We start from the raw sequence: 26,685 nt of genomic DNA on the forward strand, positions 1-26,685 counted from the left end.
TTGAGCCGTCAACTTAACTTCTTGAATTTGCTGCAATAACTTGCAGGATATCGAGGCCTGGCGACCCACTTCCCCCGCAATTCGCGGTTCGTCTAGCATAGGATGTTTGGACTCGCAACACGCGAACGGCAGGAATGCGGCATAAGTCGGCCACCTTTGGCCGAATTTTGCCGTAAATCCGTTTCCTGCACCGTGAATCGCGGAATGGCCCGCGGGCACGATCAGATCATGCCGAAGACGTAGGCGAGCGGAAGGATGGCGAGTGCCGCCTGAACGAAGAGCGCCAGCCAGTTGTAGAGCGTGCCACCATTGTCACTCATCATCGAGAGGATTCGGCCGAAGGCGGCAAGCGCAAAGGCCGCTCCAACGGCAAGATAGACCATCGGCTGCGCCAGCAGGATGGCGGCAAGCCCGAGCCCGACATGCATGCCGCCCATGGTGGAGCGCGCCTCTGCATAGCCGCCGCGCCGCCCCTCGGCGATGCCGATGCCGGCCGCGCGAAAAGTAAGCCGCGGCGCAAACAGCATCACGACGCCGATCAGCGCCGCGGCCGCCGCCGCGCAGAAGGCGAGGAACTCGCCGGTTTCCGTCGGAATGTAGAACTCCATGCCCGTTCCCACAGATGAGCCCGTTGTCTCGCCGCCTCGGCCTCGGCCGGAGCGGCGTGTCCTTGACCTCTACTGCATAATTCCTGAAATCGGAATCGATTTAAGGACAAAATTATGCAGCGGTTTTAAGTGTTGCAGCGACCTTTGCGCGTCTCGAAAGACGCGCGGCGCTGTAGCGCATGTCGCGCCGGTTGTGAATCGCCCGCGGCCTCTTCAAAGCGACGATCACAGGAAACTTGAATTTACAGGAAGCTTTGGGGATCGATGTCGAGCTGGACGCTGATCGAGCCGCGTTCCTTCGGGCCGGCGGCGATCATCGCCTTGACGAAGGCCTGCATGTCGCTGTTGCGCCGGCCATGCACCAGCAGGCGGAAGCGATGCCGTCCGCGGATCAGCGCCAGCGGCGCTTCCGCCGGGCCGAGAATGGTAATGCCATCGGTCCGGGGTGCGGCCATGCGCAAGCCCCGTGCATGACCCTCGGCATCCTGTCGCGTATCGGCCGAGACGATCAGCGAGGCGAGCCGGCCGAAGGGCGGCAGAAGCGCCTTCTCCCGCTCGGCAATCTCGCGCTCGTAGAAGGCGTCGGCATCGCCCGAAACGATCGCCTGCATCACCGGATGCTGCGGCTGGTAGGTCTGTAAGAGGCCAAGGCTCTTGAGGCCGGTTCGCCCTGCACGACCCGTGACCTGCGAGAGCAATTGGAAAGTCCGCTCCGCCGCACGCGGATCGCCGTTCGCCAGGCCGAGATCGGCATCGACGATGCCGACCAGCGTCATCAGCGGGAAATTATGCCCCTTGGCGACGAGCTGCGTGCCGATGACGATGTCGGCTTCGCCGCGGGCAATGGCGTCGAGTTCCAGTCGCAAGCGCTTGACGCCCATCAGGTCCGAGGACAGCACGATGGTGCGTGCCTCGGGAAAATGCCGCTCCACCTCCTCGGCGATGCGCTCGACACCGGGACCGCAGGCAACCAGGTGATCGAGCGTACCGCATTCCGGACAGGCTTCCGGCGTCTTCTCCGAGTAGCCGCAATGGTGGCACTGGATCTGGCCGCGGAAGCGGTGTTCGACGAGCCAGCTCGCACAATCCGGGCACTGGAAGCGATGACCGCAGACACGGCAGAGCGTCAGCGGCGCATAGCCGCGGCGATTGAGGAAGAGCAGCGCCTGCTCGCCGCGCTCGACGGCCTTGCCGATCTGGTTGATGAGGACAGGCGAAAGGAAGCCGCCGCGCGCCGGCGGATGCTGGCGCATATCGACCACGCCGAGCCGCGGCAGCGCCGCATCGCCGAAACGCGTCGGCAGATGGATCGGCTTGTAGCGGCCGACCTCGCCATTGACCCGGCTTTCGACCGAAGGCGTCGCCGAGACGAGTACGACCGGAAAGCCGGTGATCCGGCCGCGCACGACCGCCATGTCGCGCGCATTGTAGAAGACGCGGTCCTCCTGTTTGTAGGCAGGGTCGTGTTCTTCGTCGACGATGATGAGACCCAGGTCCTCGAAGGGCAGGAACAGCGCCGAGCGGGCGCCGGCAACGACACGCACCGTGCCGGTCGTCACCTGTCGCCAGACCTTTTCACGCGTGCGCGGCGCGAGGTCCGAATGCCACTCCGCCGGCTTCGCGCCGAAACGATCCTGGAAGCGATCGAGAAAACTCGACGTCAGCGCGATCTCCGGCAACAGGATCAACACCTGCTTGCCCGCCCGAAGCGTCGCCGCGATCGCCTCGAAATAGACCTCGGTCTTGCCGGACCCGGTAATGCCGTCGATCAAGGACACCGAGAAGCCGCCCTCCTCCACCGCCGCCAGGAGGTCGGCGGCGGCGTCCTTCTGGGCGCCTTCGAGCCGAGGGGCGACGAAATCGGGATCGGGCAAGGCGACGACCGGCGGCGGCGGCATGAATACGGTCTCGAAGACGCCTTGCTGGGCCAGCCCGTCGATCACGCTCGACGAGGTGCCGGCCGCGTGCGCGAGCCCCGAGCGCGTCCAGGAGAAACCGTCGCTGGCGGCGGCTATCACGCGCTCGCGCGCTGCCGTCATGCGCTCCGGCCGCATCTCGGTAAGACGCAAGGCCTCGACCATCGGCTCCGGATCGAAGGCCGCCGGCGCCCTGAGCGCCATGCGCGCGACGAGCCCCGGCGGCGTGACGGTATAGGCGGCAACCCAATCGAGAAAGGTCCGCATATCCCGCGTCAGCGGCGGGCAGTCGAAAACCTTCTCGATCGTCTTGAGTTTCTTCGGATCGACGGAGCCGTCGTCATCACCATCCCAGACGACGCCGACGACGAGGCGTGGTCCGAGGGGCACCTGCACGATCGAGCCCGGCTCCACCGCCATGCCATCAGGAACCCCATAGGAATAGGGTTTCGGCGCCGGCATGGGCACCAGGACCGGCACGACGCGACGGCCCGGAGCGGGCCTGAGCAAATCGCCGAATAAATCGGTTGAATCGCGAGTCATTTTACCGTGACCTTGCCACGTGTTTCGGTTAAAGAAAACTGCGCTGCGAACCGCAGCCTTGCAGGCCGCAGGGTTTGTCACGGTTCCACCAGAGTTTCAACGCGCGCGATTTCTGCCAACGGAATTCCTCCGCGGTAGATATGCGCCCGAACGGCAATCGTGCCCCAAGGGAGTGACCCCCATGAAATTTTTCGTTGATACCGCCGACGTCAAGGAAATCCGCGAGCTGAACGATCTCGGCCTTCTCGATGGCGTCACCACCAACCCGTCGCTGATCCTGAAGTCGGGCCGCGACATCACGGAAGTCACCAAGGAAATCTGCTCGATCGTCGAAGGCCCGGTTTCGGCTGAAGTGACTGCAACCGAATATGCCGAGATGATGAAGGAGGCGGCCGTTCTCTCGAAGATCGCCGACAACATCTGCATCAAGTTGCCGCTGACGCTCGACGGCCTCAAGGCCTGCAAGGCGCTGACCTCGGACGGCCACCAGACCAACGTGACGCTGTGCTTCTCGGCCAACCAGGCCCTGCTCGCTGCCAAGGCCGGCGCGACCTTCGTCTCGCCCTTCGTCGGCCGTCTCGACGACATCGCCTTCGACGGCATGGACCTGATCCGCGAAATCCGCCACATCTTCGACAACTACGGCTATGAGACCGAAATCCTCGCGGCCTCGATCCGCACCGTGAACCACGTCAAGGAAGCTGCCCTCATCGGCGCCGACGTCGTTACCGCGCCGCCGGCAACACTGAAGGCGCTGGTCAAGCACCCGCTGACCGACAAGGGCCTGGAAATGTTCCTGGCCGATTGGGCCAAGACCGGCCAGAAGATCGCCTGATCTTCGCCAAGCAGTTTGAGAAAACCCCGCAGCGATGCGGGGTTTTTTGTTGCCTACTCGTCGTCGTCCATCAGGCCCGTCAGCCGCATGCCGTCGATCCAGGTGGCGCTGTTCTTGCGGATTACCCGGCGCGGACGAATGCCGCAGCGCTGGCGCACCTCTTCCGCCAGCCGCTCCGAATGGGTGACGATCCAGATCTGGCTATCACGCGAGGCGCTGGCGATCATGTCGGCAAGTGCCGGCAGCATGTCCGGATGCAGGCTGGTTTCCGGCTCGTTCAGTGCGATGAAGCGTGGGCGGCGATAGGAAAGCAGCGCCGCCGCCAAGGCCAGAAAGCGCATCTGCCCGTCGGAAAGCTCGCGCGGCGAAAACGGCCGGTTGGGAAAATCCGGAAAGACCAGCGAGAATTCGGCGAACTGGCCGGGATCGGGAACATCGAGATGGGCGCCGCCGAAGGCATCGGCGACGGCGCGGTCGAGATCAACCGTATCCTGACGCGTGTGCCGAAGCGTCGCGAAGACTGCAGCCATATTGACACCGGTCTCGTCGAGCATCGGCGCCGTGACGGCGAGGCAAGGCAAGCGCAACGGCGAATCGCGATCGGTGCGGAAACCGTGGAAGAACCGCCACTGATCGACCGCGCGACGAAAGGTGCCGACCTCGGGATAATGGCCGGCGTCGCCGAGCAGCGAGATCGCCGTTTCCGATGTCAGCGCCTGCTCCGGATAGTCCTCCATGCGTCCGCGCTCGCTGCGCACGAAGATGCCGGGCCCGGATCGCTTCATCATCGTCACCGGCCGGCGGCCGGTTTCGACCGTCAGTTCCTCTTCCTTGACCTGCGGCTCATAGGCAAAGCCGGCGGCTGCCCTTGGCGGGCGCAGCCCCGCCTCGATCCGGTAGCGGAAGGTGATCGCCCGCTCCTCGTCCAGAAGCTCGGTTTCGAGCCTTATGCGTGCCGGCTTGTCGGCACGCCGACGACCGCTCCAGAGCGCCGACGACATGCCGCCCTCTTCGGCGATCTCGCGCGCCAGCGTGCCGCGCGTTGCAGACTGCACGAGCTGAAGCGCCCGATAGAGATTGGACTTGCCGACGCCGTTCTCGCCGATGAACAGGTTGACCCCGGTCAGATCCATGCGGATCGACTTCAGCGAACGATAGTTTTCGGCAAACATGGATTGTAGCTGCATAGGTCAAGACCTAGCCGATCCGCCAGCCGGCGTGAAGCCGGCAGACATGGCGCGGCTGGTCGCTAGAGCCCGGCCGCGACTTGAAGCCTGGGCTCGAACGCCGCGTCCGCGTCCACTGCGAGATCGAAGACCGTGTGCCGCTCGAGCGCCTTCGTTACCTCACCAGACTCGCCTTCCAGCGCCTCCGGCGGAATCAGGTTGCCAATGCGGAAATCGAAGAGATCGCCCTTCTTGTTGAGCAGTTCATGGAACACGGTCATGTCACGCAGTTCCGTCGACCATTTGGCGAACCAGTAGAACAGGCCGGAATTGCGGGCGCTCATGTGCACCGGCAGGATCGGCAAGCCGTATTTGCGCGCAAAGCCCACGGCAGACGTCTTCCACGGCCGCTCGTTGAGGCAACCATCCGCCCAATAGGCGATGCGCCCGGAAGGGAAGAGCACCGTCGCCTTGCCCTCGCCGATCGCCCGGTTGGTCACCTGCAAGGTCTCGCGCGCCTTCAGCTTGCTCTTGTGCTCTTCGCGCCATTCGACCGGGATGACCATCTCGACGAAGCGCGGATTGACACGGATGGCGTCGCGATTGGCGAAGAACATCATGTCCGGCCGCCGGGTCTTCAAGAGGTCGAAGACCGCGATCCCGTCGGCAATGCCGGTCGGATGGTTGCTGACGAGCAGAAAGCCGCCCTTGGCCGGAATGCGCTCGGCCCGATCGACCCGCACCTCCAGCGACAGCAGCGAACTCAGATGTTCGAAGGCCTGAAAGCCCGGCATATTGGCAACCGCATCGGCGAATTCATGCGCCTTGCGGTAGTTCAGCAATGTGTAGAGAAAAGGCCGCATCAGCGGCCATAGCGGACTCTTGACGATGCGCTGCCCGCGCTCGGCAATCAGGGTGTCTACGATGTGACCAGGCTGCCCCTGTGAGACCAGGGCGATTACTTCAGCAAAATGCGCGAATCCGTTCACCGAATCCCGTCCCGCCATAGTCCGATCCGATTCTTTCCGGCTGACCATCGCAATTCTATATGATCGAAGAATGACAGATTCCAAGGGCGCATTAGCAAAAACATAAGATGCGTCAGGGCATTGTCGCCGATGGACCAACTTGGGAAGCGACAATGAACGAGCTCCTCGTCATCGGCCATCCGGAACTCCTTGCCGAACGCCAACGTTGGCTCGATGGGCTCATGCGCGAGCGCCGCCTCTCGGACAACACCGTCGAGGCCTATGAGCGCGATACCCGCCAGTTCCTGACGTTCCTGACCGGGCATCTGGCCGGACCGCCGCGGCTTTCCGACATCCGGACGCTCAGGCCAGCGGACCTGCGCGGCTTCCTCGCCCAGCGCCGCAAGGGTGGCGCGGGCGCGCGAACGCTCGGCCGTGGCCTCGCGGGGCTGCGCTCGTTCCTCCGCTTCCTCGAACGCAATGGCCTCGCCAATGCGGCGGGCGCGACCGCGGTGCGCTCGCCGAAGCAGCCGAAATCGCTGCCGAAACCGCTGACCGATCGTGAAGCGCTCAACGTCGTGACCTCGGAGGCACAGCTTGCCGAGGAGCCTTGGATTGCGGCGCGCAATGCCGCGGTCCTGACCCTGCTCTATGGCTGCGGCCTGCGCATTTCCGAGGCGCTCGGGCTGACATCGGGCGATTTCGCCGGCGGGCCCTCGTCGCTGCGCATCGTCGGCAAGGGCGGCAAGACGCGGCTCGTGCCGCTGATTCAGGCTGCACGTGACGCCGTCGCCGCCTATATCAAACTCTGCCCCTACCGGCCTGCGGCCGATGAGCCGCTGTTTCGCGGAGCGCGCGGCGCCAAGCTGCAGCCGGCGATCATCCAGCGCGAGATGCAGAAGCTGCGTGGCGCCCTCGGCCTGCCGGACACGGCAACGCCGCATGCACTGCGCCACTCCTTCGCCACCCATCTGCTCGCCGGCGGCGGCGATCTCCGGACTATTCAGGAACTGCTCGGCCACGCCAGCCTGTCGACGACGCAGGTCTATACCGGCGTCGATTCCGCAAGGCTTCTGGAGATCTATGATCGTGCCCATCCGCGTGCCTGATTTTCGGCGAAACCTTGGATTAACCATGCCCTTTAAGGAAGCCGTGACCGGCCCGGGCCTAGGGTTCAGCAGCGACCGTCCGTCCGTCGGGGAAGAATGATGACAGCCTTTGCGAGACCTGATCGAAACCTGCACCGCAACCTGCTTGCGCGAGTAGCTGACGGCACGCTGTGGCTGATCGCCCTGCTGCACGTCGTCCTTGCGGCTTGTCTTTTCGTTGCCCTCCTCTTCGTCGCCAGAGCCGATGCCCAGGACGCCGTCCAGGATGGGGAATGCCGCGGTTCGAACGTCCTGACCGCGCTTGCCAAGTCGGATCCGACTAAATTCGCCGCCCTCGAAGCGGAAGCCGCCGCCGTGCCGAACGGCAAGGGCATCTTCTGGAAGATCGAGAAGGACGGTATCGCGCCCTCCTGGCTGCTCGGCACCATGCACGTTACCGATCCGCGCGTGCTGGCATTGCCGTCCGAGGCGCCGGCCGCCTTCGAGGCAGCCTCGACCGTCATCGTCGAATCGGACGAGATCATCGACGAAAAGAAATCGGCCGCAGCGATCCTGATGCGGCCCGACCTCACCATGTTCCCGGACAACAAGACGATCGCCGATTTCCTGAAGCCCGGTGACCGCGAACAGCTCGAAGCGGGCCTCAAGGCACGCGGCATTCCGCTGACGCTCGTTGCGCGCATGAAGCCATGGATGATCGCGAGCTTCGTGGCGTTGCCTGCCTGCGAGATCACCCGAAAAGCGGCGGGCGCCTCCTTCCTCGACAAGAAGATCGCCGAGGATGCCGTCGGCCAGGGCAAGACGCTCAAGGGTCTGGAAACGCTGATCGAACAGCTCTCGGCGATGGATTCGCTTCCGACCGAACTGCATCTGCGCGCGCTCATCGAGACGCTGGCGCTCGGCAAGACGATCGACGACGTCTTCGCGACCATGACCGATCTCTATCTCGCAGGCGACACCGGCATGATCATGCCGATGATGAAGGCCGTTGACACGACCTCCAGCGAGGATTTCGGCTATGCCAATTTCGAACAGCGCATCATCGTCGAGCGCAACAGGACGATGGCGACGCGCGCCGAACCGATCCTGAAGGACGGCGGTGCGTTCATGGCTGTCGGGGCGCTGCACCTTCCGGGCAAGGAAGGCCTTGTGGAACTCCTGCGCGCCCAGGGCTTCACTCTCACGCGCGCCAACTGACCAGCGGCCGTTCAAGCCCGAGATCGATCAGCCAATCATGCCGCCTGGACCGGCAACGCCGGCGAGCAGCGTCGGCACGATCACCTTGTGAAACGGCGTGATCGCCGCAAGGTAAACCCAACTGAGCGTATTGTGCCGCCGAACGAGCGTGGTGACGCCGACGATCTGATTGACCGCGGACCCTGCCCTGACATCGACGATGATGCGAAAATCGAGATGCTTGTCGTCAAAGCCGAGCACCACTTCGTCGTCGGTTTTTGACAGCACCGGAAACGCCCCGACCAGGCCGAAACGGCCGGACCTCGGCGCTGCCGATTTCAAGCCGACGAGGGACACCATGCGATTGCGCAGGCGCAAGAGCTCGCGAATCCATCGTGGCGAGCGGCCAAGCGAACGTTCGGCCGCTTCGCTGGCGGTTACACCCTTGCCATCAAGGGCAAGCTCGAAACGGTCGGCCCAATCGGCCTCCGGCAAATGGCGGTTCGGCAGCGAAACGGCCACGGCTCTCGGTTTCATGTTCTCTCCTTCGCCTCGGCGACACCGGTCATCTGAGGCGAGAAACATGATCGCTGCCTCCACCGTCGTCGCACAGACCGCCGCTTGTCGCAGCCCCTCGGGCCAATCGTCACACCTCGTCTCACGCCCCATGGGCCACGAGCCTGCGCGCTCTTCCCTTCGCGGCGACAAGCTGCATAACTCTGTTACGACGCCGCCAATCGCATCAAGGAGACAGACTATGGAAACCAGCCACGATCCGCGCGAGCTCGAGATGGTCGTCCTGATGACGCCGGACATGGCGAATTTCAGCGGCAAGGTCCACGGCGGCGCGCTGCTCAACCTCCTGGACCGCGTGGCGTTTTCCTGCGCCTCGCGCTATTCGCAGCAATATGCGGTAACGCTCTCGGTCGACCAGGTGATCTTCCGCCAGCCCATCCACGTCGGCGAACTCGTCACCTTCCGCGCCGCGGTCAACCATGCCGGTCGCACCTCAATGGAAATCGGAATCCGGGTCGAGGCCGAGAACATCCGCAGCGGCGAGCGCCGCCATACCAATTCCTGCTATTTCACCATGGTCGCGGTCGATGCCGATGGCAGCCCGACGCCCGTTCCTCCGCTGGTCACGGACACGGCCGACCGCAAGCAACGGCAGCGAGCCGCCGAGGCGCGACGCAGCCTCAGGCGCGAATTCGAAGAGCGCTTCCACGCGGTCCGGTCTGCTTCTGAGGAGTAGGATCGCCGGCATCGGATGACGTCGGTGGCGGCAATGTCAGTCCGCGCCGATGCGCCATGGGTCGGCAACGGCAGCCGGCAAGTCGAAACGCGCGGCCGGAATGAGGGGGCCGCTCGCCGCAGCCCCCTGCAAAATCATTACATATGGATCGGCTTGAAGAAGGTCGACAGAGCCGCTTCCTTGACCGCTTCCGACATGGTCGGATGCGCATGGCAGGTGCGGCCGAGGTCTTCGGACGAACCGCCGAATTCCATCAGCACGGCGATCTCGTGGATCATCTCGCCGGCGCCGAAGCCGACGATGTGGCCGCCGAGAACCCGGTCGGTTTCCTTGTCGGCGAGGATCTTCACGAAACCGTCGGTGGTAAGCATCGCGCGCGCACGGCCATTGGCGGTAAAGGGGAACTTGCCGACCTTGTAGGCAACGCCTGCGGCCTTCAGCTCTTCCTCGGTCTTGCCGACGGAGGCAACTTCCGGCTGGGTGTAGACCACGCTCGGGATGACGTCATAGTTCACATGGCCGGCCTGGCCTGCCAGGATTTCCGCAACGGCCACACCTTCATCCTCGGCCTTGTGGGCGAGCATCGGGCCGCGCACCACGTCGCCGATCGCGTAGACGCCGGCAACGCTCGTCTGGTAGTGATGGTCGATCTCGACGCGGCCGCGCTGGTCCATGACGACTCCGGCCTTGTCCAGGCCGAGGCCATCGGTGTAGGGCTTGCGACCGGTGGCGATCAGCACGACATCGGCGTCGAGCGCCACGGCATCGCCGCCCTTGACCGGCTCGAAGGTCACCTTGGCGCCCTTGCCGTCCTTGACGACGCCGGTCACCTTGGCGCCGAGCTTGATGTCCATGCCCTGCTTGGCAAGCATGCGCTGGAACTGCTTGGCAACTTCGCCGTCCATGCCGCCGAGGAGGGTATCGAGATATTCGACGACCGTGACCTTGGCGCCGAGGCGAGCCCAGACCGAACCGAGCTCAAGGCCGATGACGCCGCCGCCGACGACGATCATGTGCGCCGGAACCTTATCCAGCGCGATGCCGCCGGTTGACGAGATGATCACCTTCTCGTCGATGTCGACCTTTACGCCCGGAATGCCCGCCACGTCGGAGCCGGTGGCGATCACGATGTTCTTGGTTTCGAGGATCTGCTCCTCACCCTTGTCGTTGGTGACCGAGACCTTGCCCTGGCCGAGCACCCTGCCGGTGCCCTGGATGCCGTCGATCTTGTTCTTCTTGAACAGGAACGAGACGCCGTCGACATTGGCCTTAACGGTCGCGTCCTTGTGGGCCATCATCTTTTCGAGGTTCAGCTTCGGCGCCACGACTTCGACGCCGAGCGCATCCACGCCGTGAGCGACCTGGTGGAACATCTCGGAAGCATGCAGCAGCGCCTTCGACGGGATGCAGCCGATGTTCAGGCAGGTGCCGCCATAGGTCGCGCGCTTCTCGACGACGGCCACCTTCAGGCCAAGCTGGGCCGCCTTGACGGCGCAGACATAGCCGCCGGGGCCGCTGCCGATAACGATGAGATCATAAGCCATTAGAATATCCTTCCTTCAGGGCGGTTACCGCCCGCCGCTGACATTGAGAATTGCTCCCGTCACATAAGTCGCCTTGTCCGACAGGAGGTAGAGAACCGCGTCAGCGACTTCCTCGGCGATGCCGGGTCGCTGAACGGGAATGGTGGAAGCGAGATCGCGTGCCCGGTCCGGCAGGCCGCCGGAGGCGTGGATCTCGGTATCGATGATGCCGGGGCGTATCGCGTTGACGCGTATGCCCTCGGTCGCGACCTCGCGCGCGAGGCCGACGGTAAAGGTGTCGATAGCGCCCTTCGACGCGGCATAGTCGACATATTGCCCCGGCGAGCCGAGCACCGCGGCGACCGAGGAGACGTTGACGATGACGCCGCCCTGGTGACCATAGCGGGTCGACATGCGCCGGACCGCTTCCGCCGCACAGCGAATGGAGCCGGTGACGTTGACGCGGAACATGCGCTCGAGCCGGTCGATGGACATTTCGTCCACCCGCTCGGTCGGCCCGACGATGCCGGCGTTGTTGACGAGGCCGTCGAGGCGGCCGAAAGCCGCATCGACGGCAGCAAACATCGCCTGGATATCCGCTTCAGAGCCGACATCGCCCTGAACCGCGATTGCCGAACCGCCTTCCCGCTCGATCGCGCCGACGACAGCATCGGCGGCTTTGCCGTTGCTCGCATAGTTGACGGCGACGCGCCAGCCGGCCTTGGCGGCGCCGAGGCAGATCGCCGCGCCGATGCCGCGGCTGCCGCCGGTCACGAGGAGAACGGGGCGCGCGCTCATGCGGCGCATCCCTTGAGAGTGAAGGAATCCCAGCTATCGGCCTCCGCCTTGCCCTTGCCCCAGGCGCTGGACGCCCTGAGTGACGGGCCGAAATCGGGAAGCAGCAATTGCTCGGCCGCCGCCTCGGTCTCGGCCGGGATCTCGCTGATTGCCCCGGCCTTGTTTAGCGCGTAGACGACGCCCTGCCAGACGGTGCAGGCGCGCAGCTCCTCACCGGTCGCGTCGCCTTCCGGGCAGTTGTGCATGATCAGCCCCGTCGCGCGCTCCGGCTCGCCTGCCGGCATCACGATGCCGTCGAGCAGCACACCGGCTTTCAGCACCGCCACCTTGAAGTGATTGCTGGTCGCCGCGCTTGCCGAGCCGACCGGTTCGAAACGCAGCTCGTAGCCGCCATCGCGATCGCCATAGATCGCATGCGACTGCTTGCAGTCGGCAGCGATCGCCGGTGAGGCGAGCGCAAGGCCGAACAGAGCCGAACCAAGCAATGTCGGAACGAAACGACTGGGAACCATGATCAGGCGGCCTTCTCCGTCGCGAGCTTGAGGCCGAGGGCGATGAAGACCACGCCGCTCATGCGGTCGATCCACTTGCTGGCACGGGTGAAGGCGGCGCGCATGCCCGGCGTCGTCAGGAACAGGCTGACGCCGACGAACCAGAGGATCAGGCAGGAAGCCATGACCAGACCGTAGCCGAATTTGATGAGGATCGGCGTGTGGGCGCTGACGACGGTCGAGAAGATCGACAGGAAGAAGAACACCGGCTTCGGGTTGAGCGCATTGGCGGCAAAGCCGAGGCCGAAGGCCTTCGCGGCCGACTGGCTCTTGGCGGGTTCCGCGCCTTCCGCGCGCTCGACCTTGATCTCGGTCTGGCCGGCACGCAGCGCCTTGATGCCGATATAGATCAGGTAAGCGACGCCGCACCATTTGACGATGTTGAACAGGTAGATCGACTGCGAAATGATCAGCCCGAGACCAAGGATCGTATAGGTGACATGGAACATCAGCGACGTGCCGATGCCGAAGGATGTGATGATGGCCGGGCGGCGGCCATGCACGATCGACTGGCGCATGACCATGGCGAGGTCGGCACCGGGCGAGACGATGGCGAAGGCGAAGATCGCCATCAGCGAGGCAAGTTCAAAGAGATATTGGCTCATGGTTTTGCGACCGGTGCGTTGAAGGCCCAGACGTGGCCGAAGGGATCCTGGATGCGCGCGTAGCGTGCGTGCCAGAAGGTATCCTGCGGCTCCAGCACTGTCGATGCCCCTGCGGCAATCGCCCGGTCATAGGCCGCGTCGACAGCGGCAGCCGCCGGCAGGTTGATGCTGATAGCGACACCGGTGCCGCCGATCGTCTCCGGCGAGAGCACGCTGCCGCCGAATTCGGGAAATTCGTCGTGCAGCATGATCTCCCCGCCGAACACCGACAGATTGGAATGCATCACGCGCTTGCGATCCTCCGCCAACTGGCAAAAGGTGTTTTGAGCTCCGAAGGCCTTCTCGTAGAAAGCAATCGCCGCCATGCCATCCTTGACGCAGAGATGCACCTGGATCGGCGGTACATTGGGTTCGAATGCCATGCCAGTCTCCTCTTGCCTTGCCGCAGGGATGCTATGCCATGAGCCGGACGACCATCAGCAACAGCGCAATGATCGACACGAACCAGACGATGGAGCGCAACACGGGAACACCTGCCACATAGAGGATGATGTAGGCCACCCGTGCCAAGATCCAGATTAGGGCGCCGATGGCACCGAGGCTGCCGGTCTTCCCGGTCACCGCCAGTGCAAGCGCAAGAGCAACGAAGGCGGGATAGGTTTCCAGCATGTTGCGAAGCGAGCGCAGGAGGCGTCCCGCCACGATGCTCTTCGAAACGCGCTGCTCATCGCGAGGTCCGAGCAGGTATTTGATGCCGAGGTCGCCCGCGAGGTCGAGTGACAGCGCCTGCGCCAGGATGTGGACGATCAGCAGCACGACGCTCCAGCCGAGCACCCAGATTTCAGTCGACGTTGCCGCGGCTTCCATCAGCCCTCGCAATCTCAGGATCAATCCAGATCGGCATCACGACCCCGCCGGGGCAAGTCACCTCGACAAAGGCGGCGGCGAACCATCATCCGCCGTCTCCGACCGACATGAGGATAGACTCGGGTGCGCAGAGGCGCCCGCGTCTATTGCCAAGATTAGAGATCGAGAACCAGACGCTCCGGATCCTCGAGGCTTTCCTTGACGCGGACGAGGAAGGTCACCGCTTCCTTGCCGTCGACGATGCGGTGATCGTAGGAGAGCGCGAGGTACATCATCGGGCGGATGACGACCTGACCGCCGATGGCGACCGGACGGTCCTGGATCTTGTGCATGCCGAGAATGCCCGACTGCGGCGCATTCAGGATCGGCGAAGACATCAGCGAACCATAGACGCCGCCGTTGGAGATCGTGAAGGTACCGCCCTGCATGTCGGCCATCGACAGCGCGCCATCACGCGCCGCCTTGCCGAGGCGGCCGATGTCCTTCTCGATTTCGGCGATCGACATCTGGTCGGCATCGCGCACGATCGGAACGACAAGACCCTTGTCCGTGCCCACGGCGACGCCGATGTGGCAGTAGTTCTTGTAGATGATGTCGGTGCCGTCGATCTCGGCGTTGACGGCCGGGATTTCCTTCAGCGCGTGGGTGACGGCCTTGGTGAAGAAGCCCATGAAGCCGAGCTTCACACCATGCTTCTTCTCGAAGATGTCCTTGTACTTGTTGCGCAGCGACATGACCGCGCTCATGTCCACCTCGTTGTAGGTGGTCAGCATGGCGGCGGTGTTCTGCGCATCCTTGAGGCGCTTGGCGATCGTTTGGCGCAGGCGGGTCATCTTGACGCGCTCTTCGCGAACGGCGTCTTCGGCCGTCGACGGTGCACGGGCCTGAACCTTGGCCGGCTCTGCGGCGGCCGGCGTCGTGATGCCCTTGGCGACGGCGGCAAGCACGTCACCCTTCAGCACCTGGCCACGCTTGCCCGAACCGTCGACCTGGTCGGCCGAGAGGTTGTTTTCGGCGAGCAGCTTGGCGGCAGCCGGTGCCGGCGGCATCGACGAGGCGGCGGGAGCCGCCACAGCGGCCGGGGCAGCCGGAGCGGCAGCAGCCGGCTCGGCCTTCTTCTCAGGCGCGGCAGCCGGGGCTGCGGCAGCAGCGCCGTCACCGGCGGCGATCTGGCCGAGCAGCGCGCCGAGGCCGACGGTCTCCCCGGCCTGCGCGACGATTTCGGAAAGCGTGCCGGCAGCAGGGGCCGGCACTTCGATCGTCACCTTGTCGGTTTCGAGTTCGAGCAGGGGTTCGTCGGCCTTGATGGCATCGCCGACCTTCTTGAACCAGGTGCCGACGGTCGCTTCGCTGACGGATTCGCCAAGGGTGGGAACGCGGATTTCTGTTGCCATGATTTTTGTTCCGTTGATCAGATATCTGTTTCTGTTGGCTCAGAGCGAGGGGAGCATCAGCCCCCCAGCGCGTCCTCGAGGAAAGCGGCAAGCTGCGCCAGGTGCTTCGACATCAGGCCCGTCGCCGGCGAGGCGGCGGCCGGACGGCCGGTGTAGCGCACGCGCTGATACTTGGCGTCGATATGGGCGAGAACCCATTCGAGATAAGGGTCGATGAACGACCATGCGCCCATGTTCTTCGGCTCTTCCTGGCACCAGACCATCTCCGCATTGCGGAAGCGGCTGAGCTCGTTGATGAGCGCCTTGGCCGGGAACGGATAGAGCTGCTCGACACGCAGCAGGTAGACGTCGTCGATGCCGCGCTTTTCGCGCTCTTCGAGCAGGTCGTAGTAGACCTTGCCCGAGCAGAGCACGACGCGACGGATCTTCGAGTCCTTCTGCAGCTTGATCGGACCATCCTTGATGACTTCGGCGTCGTCCCACAGCAGGCGGTGGAACGAGCTCTCGCCGGCCATTTCCGACAGGCTGGAGATCGCCCGCTTGTGGCGCAGCAGCGACTTGGGCGTCATCAGGATCAGCGGCTTGCGGAAGTCGCGCTTCACCTGGCGGCGCAGGATGTGGAAGTAGTTCGCCGGCGTGGTGACGTTGGCGACCTGCATGTTGTCTTCGGCGCAGAGCTGCAGGAAGCGTTCGAGGCGGGCGGAGGAGTGCTCCGGACCCTGGCCCTCATAGCCGTGCGGCAGCAGGCAGACGAGACCCGACATGCGCAGCCACTTGCGTTCGCCCGACGAGATGAACTGGTCGAAGACGACCTGTGCACCGTTGGCGAAGTCGCCGAACTGGGCTTCCCAGAGCGTCAGCGCGTTCGGACGGGCGAGCGAGTAGCCGTATTCGAAGCCAAGGACCGCCTCTTCGGAGAGCATCGAGTTGATGACTTCGTAGCGAGCCTGTGTCGGCGACAGGTTCGCGAGCGGGATGTAGCGCTCTTCGGTCTGCTGATCGTAGAGCACTGAATGGCGCTGCGAGAAGGTGCCGCGTTCGCAGTCCTGGCCCGAAAGACGGATCTTGGTGCCTTCGGTGACGAGGGTACCGAAGGCGAGCGCTTCGGCCATAGCCCAGTCGACGCCTTCGCCGGTCTGGATCATGTTGGCGCGGTTTTCCATGAAGCGCTGGATGGTGCGGTGCGCATTGAAGCCTGCCGGGATCTCCGAGATCTTGCGGCCGACTTCCTTGAGCTGCTTCATTGGCACCGAGGTCTTGCCGCGGCGCTGTTCGTCCTGGTTGTCGGCCGAGCGCAGGCCAGACCAGGCGCCATCGAGCCAGTCGGCCTTGTTCGGCTTGTAGGACTGGCCGGCCTCGAACTCCTGCTCGAGGTGGGCGCGCCAGTCGGCCTTCATCTTCTCGACTTCGCCTTCGGAGATCAGGCCTTCGGCGATCAGTCGGTCCGAATAGAGCTGGACGACGGTCTTATGGGCGCGGATGACCTTGTACATCTTCGGCTGGGTGAACGCCGGCTCGTCGCCTTCGTTGTGGCCGAAGCGGCGGTAGCAGAACATGTCGATGACGACCGGCTTGTGGAACTTCATCCGGAACTCGGTCGCGATCTTGGCCGCGTAGACGACGCCTTCCGGATCGTCGCCGTTGACGTGGAAAATCGGCGCTTCGATCATCTTGGCGACGTCGGACGGATAGGGCGACGAACGCGAGAAGGCCGGATTGGTGGTGAAGCCGATCTGGTTGTTGATGATGAAATGCACGGTGCCGGCGACGCGGTGGCCGCGCAGGCCCGAAAGGCCGAGGATTTCGGCGATCACGCCCTGGCCGGCGAAAGCAGCGTCACCGTGCAGCAGCAGCGGCATGACCTTGGAGCGCTCGCGCAGCGGAATGATGTCGCCCTCGAAGACGGTCGCCATCTGGTCCTGCTTGGCGCGGGCCTTGCCCATGACAACAGGGTTGACGATTTCGAGGTGCGAGGGGTTCGCCGTCAGCGACAGGTGAACCTTGTTGCCGTCGAACTCGCGGTCGGAGGAAGCACCGAGGTGGTACTTCACGTCGCCCGAACCTTCGACGTCGTCAGGTGCGTAGGAACCGCCCTTGAACTCGTGGAAGATGGCGCGGTGCGGCTTGGCCATGACCTGGGAAAGCACGTTCAGGCGGCCGCGGTGGGCCATGCCGAGCACGATTTCCTTGAGGCCTTCCTGGCCGCCGCGCTTGATGATCTGCTCGAGCGCCGGGATGAGCGATTCGCCGCCGTCGAGACCGAAGCGCTTGGTGCCCTTGTACTTGACGTCGATGAACTGCTCGAAGCCTTCGGCCTCGATCAGCTTCTGCAGGATCGCCTTCTTGCCTTCAGGGGTGAATTCGACGCCCTTGTCCGGCCCTTCGATGCGTTCCTGAATCCAGGCCTTCTCGTCCGGGTTCGACATGTGCATGAACTCGACGCCGATCGTCGAGCAATAGGTGCGCTCGAGGATTTCGACCATCTCGCGGATGGTCGCGTATTCGAGGCCGAGCACGTTGTCGATGAAGATCTTGCGGTCGAGATCCTTGTCCTCGAAGCCGTAGTTCGAGGGCGAAAGCTCGTTGTAGTCCTCGACCGGGGCAGCAAGGCCGAGCGGGTCGAGCTTGGCATGCAGGTGGCCGCGGGCGCGATAGGCGCGGATCATCATGATGGCGCGAACGGAATCGCGCGTCGCCTGATGGATATCGGCCGCACTGACGGCAACACCGGTGGCAGCGGCGGCTTCCTCAACCTTCGCCTTGACCTTCTTTTCGATGACCTTTTCGACCGTACCCCAGTCGCCATCGAGCGCGGAGACGAGTTCGCCATTGGCCGGGATCGGCCAGTTGTTCTTTTTCCAGGAGGCGCCCTTGGCTGCCTTCACGACATCTTCCGGCCGGTCGGCGAGCGCCTTGAAGAAGGCCTGCCATTCGGCCGACACGGACGCCGGGTCCGTTTCATAGCGTGCTTGGAGCTGCTCGATATAGGCGGCATTGGCGCCGTCCAGAAACGAAGTGAGCTGGAATTGCTCGTTGGCCTCTTGCCTTGTCATGGTCTCACGCGGACGTTTCTGTCCGCCTCCTGACTGAAGTTGGGTTGCCGGGTATCCCGGTCGTTCATGTTCGTTCGGCGCGGTCCGCGCCCTTTCCTACGGCGCCGCGCATCGAAGGGACGCGCCGGGATCACCGTGGCACTTGGTTTGCCGCCTGTGCCGATCTTGAACCAGCCAAGACAACACACGGCAGCTCAGCTTGTCCGGGCGGGATCGCTCCGGCCCGGACATAGTCTTGAGATCAGCCCTTGAGGACTTCGACCAGCGTCTTGCCGAGACGGGCCGGCGACGGCGACACGCGAATGCCTGCCTGCTCCATCGCGGCGATCTTGGATTCCGCATCGCCCTTGCCGCCGGAAACGACGGCGCCGGCGTGACCCATGGTGCGGCCCTTCGGCGCAGTACGGCCCGCGATGAAGCCGGCCATCGGCTTCTTGCGGCCCTTCTTGGCCTCGTCGATGAGGAACTGCGCCGCATCCTCTTCGGCCGAGCCGCCGATTTCGCCGATCATGATGATCGAGGTTGTGGCCTCGTCCGCCAGGAACATCTCCAGAACGTCGATGAACTCGGTGCCCTTGACCGGGTCGCCGCCGATGCCGACGGCCGTCGTCTGGCCAAGGCCTTCGTTGGAGGTCTGGAACACGGCTTCATAGGTCAGCGTGCCGGAACGCGAGACGATGCCGACAGAACCCTTGCGGAAGATCGAGCCCGGCATGATGCCGATCTTGCATTCTTCCGGCGTCAGGATACCGGGGCAGTTCGGGCCGAGCAGGCGCGACTTGGAGCGGTCGAGACGAGCCTTGACGCGCACCATGTCGGCAACCGGGATGCCTTCGGTAATGCATGTTATGAACGGGATTTCCGCATCGATCGCCTCGATGATCGCGTCCGCGGCGCCTGCCGGCGGAACATAGATCACGGATGCGTCCGCACCGGTCTTTTCACGGCCTTCGGCAACCGAGGCGAAGATCGGCAGGGTTTCGCCCTTGGAGCCGGTCCAGGTTTCGCCGCCCTTCTTCGGGTGAATGCCGCCGACCATCTGCGTGCCGTAATAGGCAAGCGCCTGTTCGGTATGGAAGGTGCCGGTCTTGCCGGTCAGGCCCTGAACGAGGACCTTAGTGTTCTTATTGACGAGAATTGACATGAGGTCTGGTCCTTCAGTTAGCCGTTGATCGCGGCGACGATCTTCTTGGCAGCGTCATCCAGATCGTCGGCGGCGGTGATCGCCAGGCCGGATTCGTTCAGGATCTTCTTGCCAAGCTCGACATTCGTGCCTTCGAGACGAACGACCAGCGGAACCTTGAGGCCGACTTCCTGCACGGCTGCAACGACACCTTCAGCGATGACATCGCACTTCATGATGCCGCCGAAGATGTTGACCAGGATACCCTCGACCTTCGGGTCGGCCGTGATGATCTTGAAGGCTGCCGCGACCTTATCCTTGCCGGCGCCGCCGCCGACGTCGCAGAAGTTCGCCGGCTCCTTGCCGTAGAGCTTGATGATGTCCATCGTCGCCATGGCAAGACCCGCGCCGTTGACCATGCAGCCGATGTTGCCGTCGAGCGCCACATAGGCGAGGTCCCACTTGGAGGCCTCGATTTCCTTGGCGTCTTCTTCGGTTTCGTCGCGCAGTGCCTTGATGTCGTCGTGGCGGAACAGGGCGTTGCCGTCGAACGAGACCTTGGCATCGAGAACGCGCATGCGGCCGTTCTTCATGACGATCAGCGGGTTGATCTCGAGCAGGCTCATGTCCTTCTCGACAAAGGCCTTGTAGAGGATCGGGAAGAGCTTTTCGGCGTCAGCCTTGGCTTCGCCCTCGAGCTTCAGGGCCGCGGTGAGCTTGGCGAGATCCGCGGCGGTGACGCCGGCTTCCGGGTTGATCGCGACGTTGACGATCTTTTCCGGCGTGTCGTGCGCAACAGCCTCGATGTCCATGCCGCCTTCCGTCGAAACGACGAAGGCGATCTGGCCGACAGAGCGGTCAACGAGCAGCGAAAGATAGAGTTCGCGATCGATGTCGGCGCCGTCCTCGATGTAGAGGCGGTTCACCTGCTTGCCGGCAGGGCCGGTCTGCGCGGTGACGAGCGTATTGCCGAGCATTTCCTTGGCATGAGCCTTGGCTTCGTCGATCGAGAAGGCAAGACGAACGCCGCCCTTGGCGTCGGCGGAGAGTTCCTTGAACTTGCCCTTGCCGCGGCCGCCGGCATGGATCTGGCTCTTGACGACGTAGAGCGGGCCCGGGAGCGACTTGGCAGCAGCCTCGGCTTCGTCGGCGGAGAAGATCGCGACGCCTTCCGCGACCGGTGCGCCATAGCTCTTCAGCAGAGCCTTGGCCTGATATTCGTGAATGTTCATGGTGTTTTTCCTGTCTGGAGCATTCCGCAGGCAGGTGAAACACCTGCCGTCGCACAAATGCGGCAAAAACAAAGAGGTTGAGCGGATTTGGGCATCCGCTCAACGGGAGGCGATTACTGCTTCAGGCTCGGCGCAATGCCGATGCAGGCTTCGCAAAGACCGGCGACCGAAGCGACCGACTTGTCGAACGCTTCCTTCTCGGCCTTGTTGAGATCGATCTCGATGATGCGTTCGACGCCGCCGGCGCCGATAACGGTCGGAACGCCGACATACATGTCCTTGACGCCGTACTGGCCGGTCAGGTGAGCGGCGCAGGGCAGCACGCGCTTCTTGTCCTTGAGGTAGGCTTCCGCCATTTCGATCGCCGAAGCGGCCGGGGCGTAGTAGGCCGAACCGGTCTTGAGCAGGCCGACGATTTCGGCGCCGCCGTCACGGGTGCGCTGGATGATTTCTTCGAGGCGCTCCTTGGTGACCCAGCCCATCTGCACGAGGTCGGTCAGCGGGATGCCGGCAACGGTCGAGTAGCGGGCGAGCGGCACCATGGTGTCGCCGTGGCCGCCGAGAACGAAGGCGGTGACGTCCTGGACCGAGACGTTGAATTCCTGGGAAAGGAACAGGCGGAAGCGCGAGCTATCGAGAACGCCAGCCATGCCGACGACCTTGTTCTTCGGCAGGCCCGAGAACTTCTGCAGCGCCCAGACCATGGCGTCGAGCGGGTTGGTGATGCAGATGACGAAGGCGTTCGGAGCGTACTTCTTGATACCGGCGCCGACCTGTTCCATGACCTTGAGGTTGATACCCAGCAGATCGTCGCGGCTCATGCCGGGCTTGCGCGGAACGCCGGCGGTGACGATGCAGACGTCAGCACCTTCGATTGCCGAGTAGTCGCTGGCGCCCGTGAGGTTGGCGTCGAAGCCTTCGACCGGGGAGGACTGGGCAATGTCGAGGCCCTTGCCCTGCGGGATGCCGTCGGCGATGTCGAAGAGGACGATGTCGCCCAGTTCCTTCAGGCCGGCGAGATGGGCCAGCGTACCACCAATCATCCCTGAACCGATAAGTGCGATCTTGTTGCGCGCCATGAAAGTGCTTCCTTTGTGATCCCAATATGATCGAGGCCTGAAACGCGGCAAACGCCAAACCTTCGCCGAAAGCCATTAAACGGCAAATGGTAAAATATCAAACGATACTTTTGGACAGAGCAATTTCAATCGGTTAGAACATAAAATTCTTACGTAAACGTAAGAATTTCCGTCACGAGTGCGTCATGAAACAGCACGATTGGCAGGGTGCTCTGCGGCATATTCTTCGCTTTGCATCTCGATCAGGCGCGAAACCGTGCGGTCGAACTCGAAGCCTTCCGTGCCCTTCTTCTGGGTCAGCAGATCCTGTGGCTCGGCCGCGGCCGAAGCGAACAATCGGGCGCCGTTGTCGTAGAGCGTGTCGACCAGGAGGATGAAGCGCTTGGTCTCGTTGCGCATGTGGGGACCCAGATGCGGCACGTGGTCGACGAAGATCGTCGAATAGCGTTCGAGGATGGCCAAATAGTCCGCCGCGCCGAGCGGCTGCTGGCAAAGGTCGGCGAAGGTAAAGCGGGCGCTCTTTCCGGAGGCGACCGGCACATGGATCTTCCGACCCTTGCGCGGCACCTCGGCGGGGCTGGCCAGGGCGTTGCCGGTCTCCTGGATCCAGGCTCGCGCCATCGCGGCATCCGCCTCGGGACCGAGCGGCGAGAGCCAGACCGGGCTGCCGTCCGTCTTCGTCAGACGGTAGTCGGTGTCCGTGTCGAGGGAGATGACCTCGGCATTGGCCTTCAGGAGATCGATGAAGGGCAGGAACAGGCCGCGATTGAGGCCGTCGCGATAAAGATCGTCCGGCGCCACGTTCGACGTCGCGACCAGAACGCAGCCCTTCGAGAAAAGCTCGCCGAACAGCCGCCCAAGGATCATCGCATCGGCGATATCGGTAACCGAGAACTCGTCGAAGCAGAGCAGCCGCGCCTCGCCGAAAAGCTCCGAGGCGACGGGCGGGATCGGATCGGCCTGTTTCGTCTCGCCGTTCTTCAGCTTCTGGCGGTGCTTGTAGATGCGCTCGTGTACGTCGGCCATGAACTCATGGAAATGCGCCCGACGTTTGCGCTGGATCGGCACCGTATCGAAGAACAGATCCATCAGCATGGTCTTGCCGCGCCCGACGCCGCCATGGATGTAGAGGCCCTTGACCGGCGGATGGTCCTTCTTGCGCGAGGCGAACAGCCAACCGAGCGCATTGGTCTTGCGCGACGGACGGCTGGCCAGCAGCTCCGCGGAAAGATGGTCGAAACGCCGCGCAATCGTAAACTGTGCGGGGTCGCGCTTGCGCTCGCCGCTCTCAACGAGCGTTTCGAGCTTGCGGTAGATACTGTCGTCAGGATTGAGCACGTCTCACCCGAGATGGGCCGGAAAACAAAAGCCCGGCGCGAGACCGGGCTGAAAAGCGTCAGCGGCTGAGGCTGACCGGCTGGCCGCCATTGGTCGAGCCGTCGAAACGGGCATCGGCCGTCTTGTAGAGACGGGCGATGGCATTGCCGCTGCGGTCCTTGAGAACCACCTGCTTGCCGGCCACTTCCCAGGACCCCATGGTCGTCAGCTCGCCGGCGCAGCCGCGCGTGCCGCCGCGCGAGCCGGAGCCGAGATTGGTAAGCGTCAGGAACATGTCGCAAGAGCTGCCGGCGCTCGATACGCGCCAGTTGCCGACCATCGATTCCTTGGTGACGTCAAGTCCGCCGCCCGCCGCCGCAGCGACCTGCGTGCCGGGCTGCTGAACCGTGCCGGGCGTCATAGTCCCGCTTGTCGGTGCAGCCGGGAATTGTGAGGTGTTTCCGGTCGGCGCCGGAAGCTGGTTCGACGAAACCGAGGGAACCGGTGCGGCCTGAATGGGAGCGGGTGAAGCATCCTGGGAACTGAAACCGCCCATCGATGTCCGCTGGCATCCGGTCAGCGCAAGCACAACTGCCAGCCCCGCCGCCGCATGAGAAACCCGCATATCCCTACTCCTGTTCGTGTCCGCGAACCATGATGCAACGCGATAATATAGGCCGAAATACAGCAAATCCACCGGCCAAATCAAGGGACGACGATTCCTGCCGACCTGTTGCAGGATTGAAACGTCTGGCCAAAGCGCAAGCCAGCCTGTGCCACATGGGCCTCAACTCGAGGTCGCGAGCGCCAATCTGCTAAAATCCGTCCCACAATCGCGGATTGTTCGGCCGGCACCGCCGACCCGCATGTCGAAATGAAAGCGGCGGGCCCGGGACCCGCCGCTTTCGCGATAGAATACTGCCTGTCGATCAGACGCGGCGCTCGACCAGCATCTTCTTGATTTCGCCGATCGCCTTGGCCGGGTTCAGCCCCTTCGGACAGGCCTGCGCGCAGTTCATGATCGTGTGGCAGCGGTAAAGGCGGAAGGGGTCCTCGAGATTGTCGAGACGCTCGCCGGTCGCTTCGTCACGGCTGTCGATCAGCCAGCGATAGGCCTGCAGCAGAACCGCCGGACCGAGGTAACGGTCGCCGTTCCACCAGTAGCTCGGACAGGAGGTCGAGCAGCAGGCGCACAGAATGCACTCGTAGAGGCCGTCGAGTTTCAGGCGATCCTCGTGGCTCTGCTTCCATTCCTTGGCCGGCGTCGGCGACACCGTCTTCAGCCATGGCTCGATCGAGCGGTGCTGGGCGTAGAAGTTCGTCAGATCCGGCACCAGATCCTTGACGACCGGCATGTGCGGCAGCGGATAGACCTTCACTGCGCCCTTGATCTCGTCCATGCCCTTGGTGCAGGCGAGCGTGTTGGTGCCGTCGATGTTCATCGCGCAGGAACCGCAGATGCCCTCGCGGCAGGAGCGGCGCAGTGTCAGCGTCGGGTCGATCTTGTTCTTGATGTAGAGCAGACCGTCGAGCACCATCGGGCCGCAATCGTCGATATCGATATAGAAGGTATCGATGCGCGGATTGGCGCCGTCATCCGGGTTCCAGCGATAGATGCGGTATTCGCGAACGTTGGTCGCGCCCTGAGGCTTCGGCCAGACCTTGCCTTCCGTCATCTGCGAGTTCTTGGGGAGAGCGAGTTCAACCATGTGGCTTATTCCTCAAGATCAGTAGACGCGTGCCTTCGGCTCGATCTTCTTGGGATCGATGCCGTCGGCGATCAGGTCGGTATGGACAGGGCGATAGTCAAGCTTGACGTCGCCGGCCTCGTTGACCCAGGCGAGCGTGTGCTTGCGCCAGTTGACGTCGTCGCGGCCGCCGAGCGGGCCCTCGGTGAAGTCCTCGCGGGCGTGCGAACCACGGCTCTCCTTGCGCGCCTCGGCGCCGTAGATCGTCGTGATGGCGTTGGCCATGAGGTTTTCGAGTTCCAGCGTCTCGACCAGGTCGGAGTTCCAGATCATCGAGCGGTCAGTGACCTTGACGTCGGGCATCTCCTTCCAGATCGCCGAGATGCGCTTGCAGCCCGATTCCAGCGATTCCTGGGTGCGGAACACGGCTGCGTCTTCCTGCATGGCGCGCTGCATCTTTTCGCGCAGCACCGCCGTCGGCGTGCCGCCATTGGCGTTACGCAGGCGGTCGAAGCGGTCCATGATCCGGTCGCAGGCAGCCTTGTTGAGTTCCGGGATCGCCTCGTTGCGGTCGATCACCTGGCCGGCGCGGATCGCGGCGGCGCGGCCGAAGACCACGAGGTCGATCAGCGAGTTGGAGCCGAGGCGGTTGGCGCCGTGCACCGAGGCGCAGCCGGCCTCGCCCACCGCCATCAGGCCGGGCGCGACGCGCTCCGGGTTCTGGCTGTCGGCGTTCAGGACTTCGCCCCAATAGTTGGTCGGCACGCCGCCCATGTTGTAGTGCACCGTCGGCAGAACCGGGATCGGCTCGCGCGTCACGTCGACGCCGGCGAAGATCTTCGCCGATTCCGAGATGCCCGGCAGGCGCTCGTGGAGAACCGCCGGATCGAGGTGATCCAGGTGCAGGAAGATGTGGTCCTTGTTCTTGCCGACGCCGCGACCTTCGCGGATTTCCATCGTCATGCAGCGCGAGACGACGTCACGCGAGGCAAGGTCCTTGGCGGACGGCGCATAGCGCTCCATGAAGCGCTCGCCTTCGGAGTTGACGAGGTAGCCGCCTTCGCCGCGTGCGCCTTCGGTGATCAGGCAGCCCGCGCCGTAGATGCCGGTCGGGTGGAACTGCACGAACTCCATGTCCTGCAGCGGCAGGCCGGCGCGCGCGATCATGCCGCCGCCGTCGCCCGTGCAGGTGTGCGCCGAGGTCGCCGAGAAATAGGCGCGGCCGTAGCCGCCGGTCGCCAGCACCACCATCTTGGCGGAGAAGCGATGGATCGTGCCATCGTCGAGGTTCCAGGCGACGACGCCGGCGCAGCGGCCATCATCCGACATGATCAGGTCGAGCGCGAAATACTCGATGAAGAACTCGGCATTGTTCCTGAGCGACTGGCCGTAGAGCGTGTGCAGGATCGCGTGGCCGGTACGGTCGGCGGCAGCGCAGGTACGCTGAACCGGCGGGCCTTCACCATAGTTCTGCATGTGGCCGCCGAAGGGGCGCTGGTAGATCTTGCCTTCCGCGTTGCGCGAGAACGGCACGCCGTAGTGCTCGAGCTCATAGACCGCCTTCGGCGCTTCCATGGCGAGATACTGCATGGCGTCGACGTCGCCGAGCCAGTCGGAACCCTTGACGGTGTCGTAGAGGTGCCACTGCCAGCTATCCGGCGTCATGTTCTGCAGCGAGGCGGCAATCCCGCCCTGGGCGGCAACCGTGTGCGAGCGGGTCGGGAAGACCTTGGTGATGCAGGCGGTCTTCAGACCCTGCTCGGCCATGCCGAGGGTCGCACGCAAGCCCGCGCCGCCGGCGCCGACGACGACGACGTCGAAGGCGTGATCGACATATTGATAGGCCTTGCCGTTTGCAGCGGGTGAACTGTTCGATGCCATG

General features: G+C 63.7%; 24 protein-coding genes. 4 read left to right on the forward strand and 20 right to left on the reverse strand.

Going from position 1 to position 26,685, the window contains the following annotated elements:
* Positions 1–221: 221 nt before the first annotated feature.
* Both AC1Z3V_RS15880 and AC1Z3V_RS15885 read right to left on the reverse strand, forming a co-directional pair.
* Positions 222–608, reverse strand: coding sequence for an AGROH133_08824 family phage infection protein (locus AC1Z3V_RS15880; RefSeq protein ID WP_483500301.1), 387 nt, complete (start codon positions 606–608; stop codon positions 222–224).
* 242 nt (positions 609–850) lie between these two features.
* Positions 851–3,067 (reverse strand): primosomal protein N', encoded by a 2,217-nt coding sequence (locus AC1Z3V_RS15885; protein WP_483500303.1) that lies wholly within the window; start codon positions 3,065–3,067, stop codon positions 851–853.
* Between the two features lie 181 nt (positions 3,068–3,248).
* Between AC1Z3V_RS15885 and fsa the strand changes: the two genes are divergently transcribed.
* A complete protein-coding gene (gene fsa / locus AC1Z3V_RS15890) occupies positions 3,249–3,902 on the forward strand; it encodes a fructose-6-phosphate aldolase (RefSeq protein WP_173517736.1) in 654 nt (217 codons plus the stop codon).
* 53 nt (positions 3,903–3,955) lie between these two features.
* Here fsa and AC1Z3V_RS15895 read toward each other — a convergent pair whose 3' ends face one another.
* Together AC1Z3V_RS15895 and AC1Z3V_RS15900 are read right to left on the reverse strand one after the other, a co-directional pair.
* Positions 3,956–5,089, reverse strand: a complete 1,134-nt coding sequence (locus AC1Z3V_RS15895; RefSeq protein WP_483500305.1) for an AAA family ATPase — start codon at positions 5,087–5,089, stop codon at positions 3,956–3,958.
* Positions 5,090–5,151: 62 nt separating this feature from the next.
* Complete coding sequence (locus AC1Z3V_RS15900; RefSeq protein ID WP_483500307.1) at positions 5,152–6,075, reverse strand: GNAT family N-acetyltransferase; 924 nt, start codon at positions 6,073–6,075, stop codon at positions 5,152–5,154.
* Between the two features lie 134 nt (positions 6,076–6,209).
* Between AC1Z3V_RS15900 and AC1Z3V_RS15905 the strand changes: the two genes are divergently transcribed.
* Entirely contained in the window at positions 6,210–7,145 is a 936-nt protein-coding gene (locus AC1Z3V_RS15905; RefSeq protein WP_483500308.1) for a tyrosine recombinase XerC, read from the forward strand.
* A 99-nt stretch (positions 7,146–7,244) separates the two neighbouring features.
* The gene (locus tag AC1Z3V_RS15910; protein WP_483500310.1) at positions 7,245–8,342 is read left to right on the forward strand and encodes a TraB/GumN family protein; all 1,098 of its coding nucleotides are present in this window, start codon (positions 7,245–7,247) and stop codon (positions 8,340–8,342) included.
* 27 nt (positions 8,343–8,369) lie between these two features.
* On the opposite strand, the gene AC1Z3V_RS15915 is transcribed toward AC1Z3V_RS15910, so the two are convergent.
* On the reverse strand, positions 8,370–8,858 hold the full coding sequence (locus AC1Z3V_RS15915) for a DUF2867 domain-containing protein (RefSeq protein ID WP_483500312.1): 489 nt from the start codon (positions 8,856–8,858) through the stop codon (positions 8,370–8,372).
* A 220-nt stretch (positions 8,859–9,078) separates the two neighbouring features.
* On the opposite strand from AC1Z3V_RS15915, the gene AC1Z3V_RS15920 reads away from it, so the two are divergent.
* Positions 9,079–9,573 (forward strand): acyl-CoA thioesterase, encoded by a 495-nt coding sequence (locus AC1Z3V_RS15920; protein WP_429814994.1) that lies wholly within the window; start codon positions 9,079–9,081, stop codon positions 9,571–9,573.
* A 137-nt stretch (positions 9,574–9,710) separates the two neighbouring features.
* Here AC1Z3V_RS15920 and lpdA read toward each other — a convergent pair whose 3' ends face one another.
* The 15 genes from lpdA to sdhA form a co-directional block, all read right to left on the reverse strand.
* A complete protein-coding gene (lpdA, locus tag AC1Z3V_RS15925) occupies positions 9,711–11,117 on the reverse strand; it encodes a dihydrolipoyl dehydrogenase (RefSeq protein ID WP_483500314.1) in 1,407 nt (468 codons plus the stop codon).
* A gap of 24 nt (positions 11,118–11,141) precedes the next feature.
* Complete coding sequence (locus tag AC1Z3V_RS15930) at positions 11,142–11,894, reverse strand: SDR family oxidoreductase (RefSeq protein ID WP_483500316.1); 753 nt, start codon at positions 11,892–11,894, stop codon at positions 11,142–11,144.
* Positions 11,891–12,406 carry a hypothetical protein gene (locus AC1Z3V_RS15935; RefSeq protein ID WP_483500318.1) on the reverse strand — a complete coding sequence of 172 codons (516 nt, stop codon included), beginning with the start codon at positions 12,404–12,406 and terminating at the stop codon, positions 11,891–11,893. The genes AC1Z3V_RS15930 and AC1Z3V_RS15935 overlap by 4 nt, the downstream gene beginning before the upstream one ends.
* Positions 12,407–12,408: 2 nt before the next feature.
* Positions 12,409–13,050 carry a LysE family translocator gene (locus AC1Z3V_RS15940; protein WP_483500320.1) on the reverse strand — a complete coding sequence of 214 codons (642 nt, stop codon included), beginning with the start codon at positions 13,048–13,050 and terminating at the stop codon, positions 12,409–12,411.
* Positions 13,047–13,472 carry a VOC family protein gene (locus AC1Z3V_RS15945; RefSeq protein WP_429814981.1) on the reverse strand — a complete coding sequence of 142 codons (426 nt, stop codon included), beginning with the start codon at positions 13,470–13,472 and terminating at the stop codon, positions 13,047–13,049. The genes AC1Z3V_RS15940 and AC1Z3V_RS15945 overlap by 4 nt, the downstream gene beginning before the upstream one ends.
* Before the next feature lie 31 nt (positions 13,473–13,503).
* A complete protein-coding gene (locus tag AC1Z3V_RS15950) occupies positions 13,504–13,917 on the reverse strand; it encodes an MAPEG family protein (protein ID WP_483500321.1) in 414 nt (137 codons plus the stop codon).
* Positions 13,918–14,072: 155 nt separating this feature from the next.
* Entirely contained in the window at positions 14,073–15,311 is a 1,239-nt protein-coding gene (odhB, locus tag AC1Z3V_RS15955) for a 2-oxoglutarate dehydrogenase complex dihydrolipoyllysine-residue succinyltransferase (protein ID WP_483500322.1), read from the reverse strand.
* Positions 15,312–15,367: 56 nt separating this feature from the next.
* Positions 15,368–18,364 (reverse strand): 2-oxoglutarate dehydrogenase E1 component, encoded by a 2,997-nt coding sequence (locus AC1Z3V_RS15960; RefSeq protein ID WP_483500323.1) that lies wholly within the window; start codon positions 18,362–18,364, stop codon positions 15,368–15,370.
* 241 nt (positions 18,365–18,605) lie between these two features.
* Positions 18,606–19,508, reverse strand: coding sequence for a succinate--CoA ligase subunit alpha (gene sucD / locus AC1Z3V_RS15965; protein ID WP_058321727.1), 903 nt, complete (start codon positions 19,506–19,508; stop codon positions 18,606–18,608).
* 17 nt (positions 19,509–19,525) lie between these two features.
* The gene (sucC, locus tag AC1Z3V_RS15970; RefSeq protein WP_429814966.1) at positions 19,526–20,719 is read right to left on the reverse strand and encodes an ADP-forming succinate--CoA ligase subunit beta; all 1,194 of its coding nucleotides are present in this window, start codon (positions 20,717–20,719) and stop codon (positions 19,526–19,528) included.
* Positions 20,720–20,832: 113 nt separating this feature from the next.
* Positions 20,833–21,798 carry a malate dehydrogenase gene (gene mdh, locus AC1Z3V_RS15975; protein WP_113535265.1) on the reverse strand — a complete coding sequence of 322 codons (966 nt, stop codon included), beginning with the start codon at positions 21,796–21,798 and terminating at the stop codon, positions 20,833–20,835.
* A gap of 183 nt (positions 21,799–21,981) precedes the next feature.
* On the reverse strand, positions 21,982–23,136 hold the full coding sequence (gene zapE / locus AC1Z3V_RS15980) for a cell division protein ZapE (RefSeq protein WP_483500326.1): 1,155 nt from the start codon (positions 23,134–23,136) through the stop codon (positions 21,982–21,984).
* A gap of 58 nt (positions 23,137–23,194) precedes the next feature.
* Complete coding sequence (locus tag AC1Z3V_RS15985; RefSeq protein ID WP_483500328.1) at positions 23,195–23,740, reverse strand: protease inhibitor Inh/omp19 family protein; 546 nt, start codon at positions 23,738–23,740, stop codon at positions 23,195–23,197.
* Positions 23,741–24,044: 304 nt separating this feature from the next.
* Entirely contained in the window at positions 24,045–24,824 is a 780-nt protein-coding gene (locus tag AC1Z3V_RS15990; protein WP_429814957.1) for a succinate dehydrogenase iron-sulfur subunit, read from the reverse strand.
* A gap of 18 nt (positions 24,825–24,842) precedes the next feature.
* Positions 24,843–26,684 carry a succinate dehydrogenase flavoprotein subunit gene (sdhA, locus tag AC1Z3V_RS15995; RefSeq protein ID WP_483500329.1) on the reverse strand — a complete coding sequence of 614 codons (1,842 nt, stop codon included), beginning with the start codon at positions 26,682–26,684 and terminating at the stop codon, positions 24,843–24,845.
* Position 26,685: the final 1 nt, after the last annotated feature.

Source organism: Ensifer sp. 38_S197, from assembly GCF_056924495.1.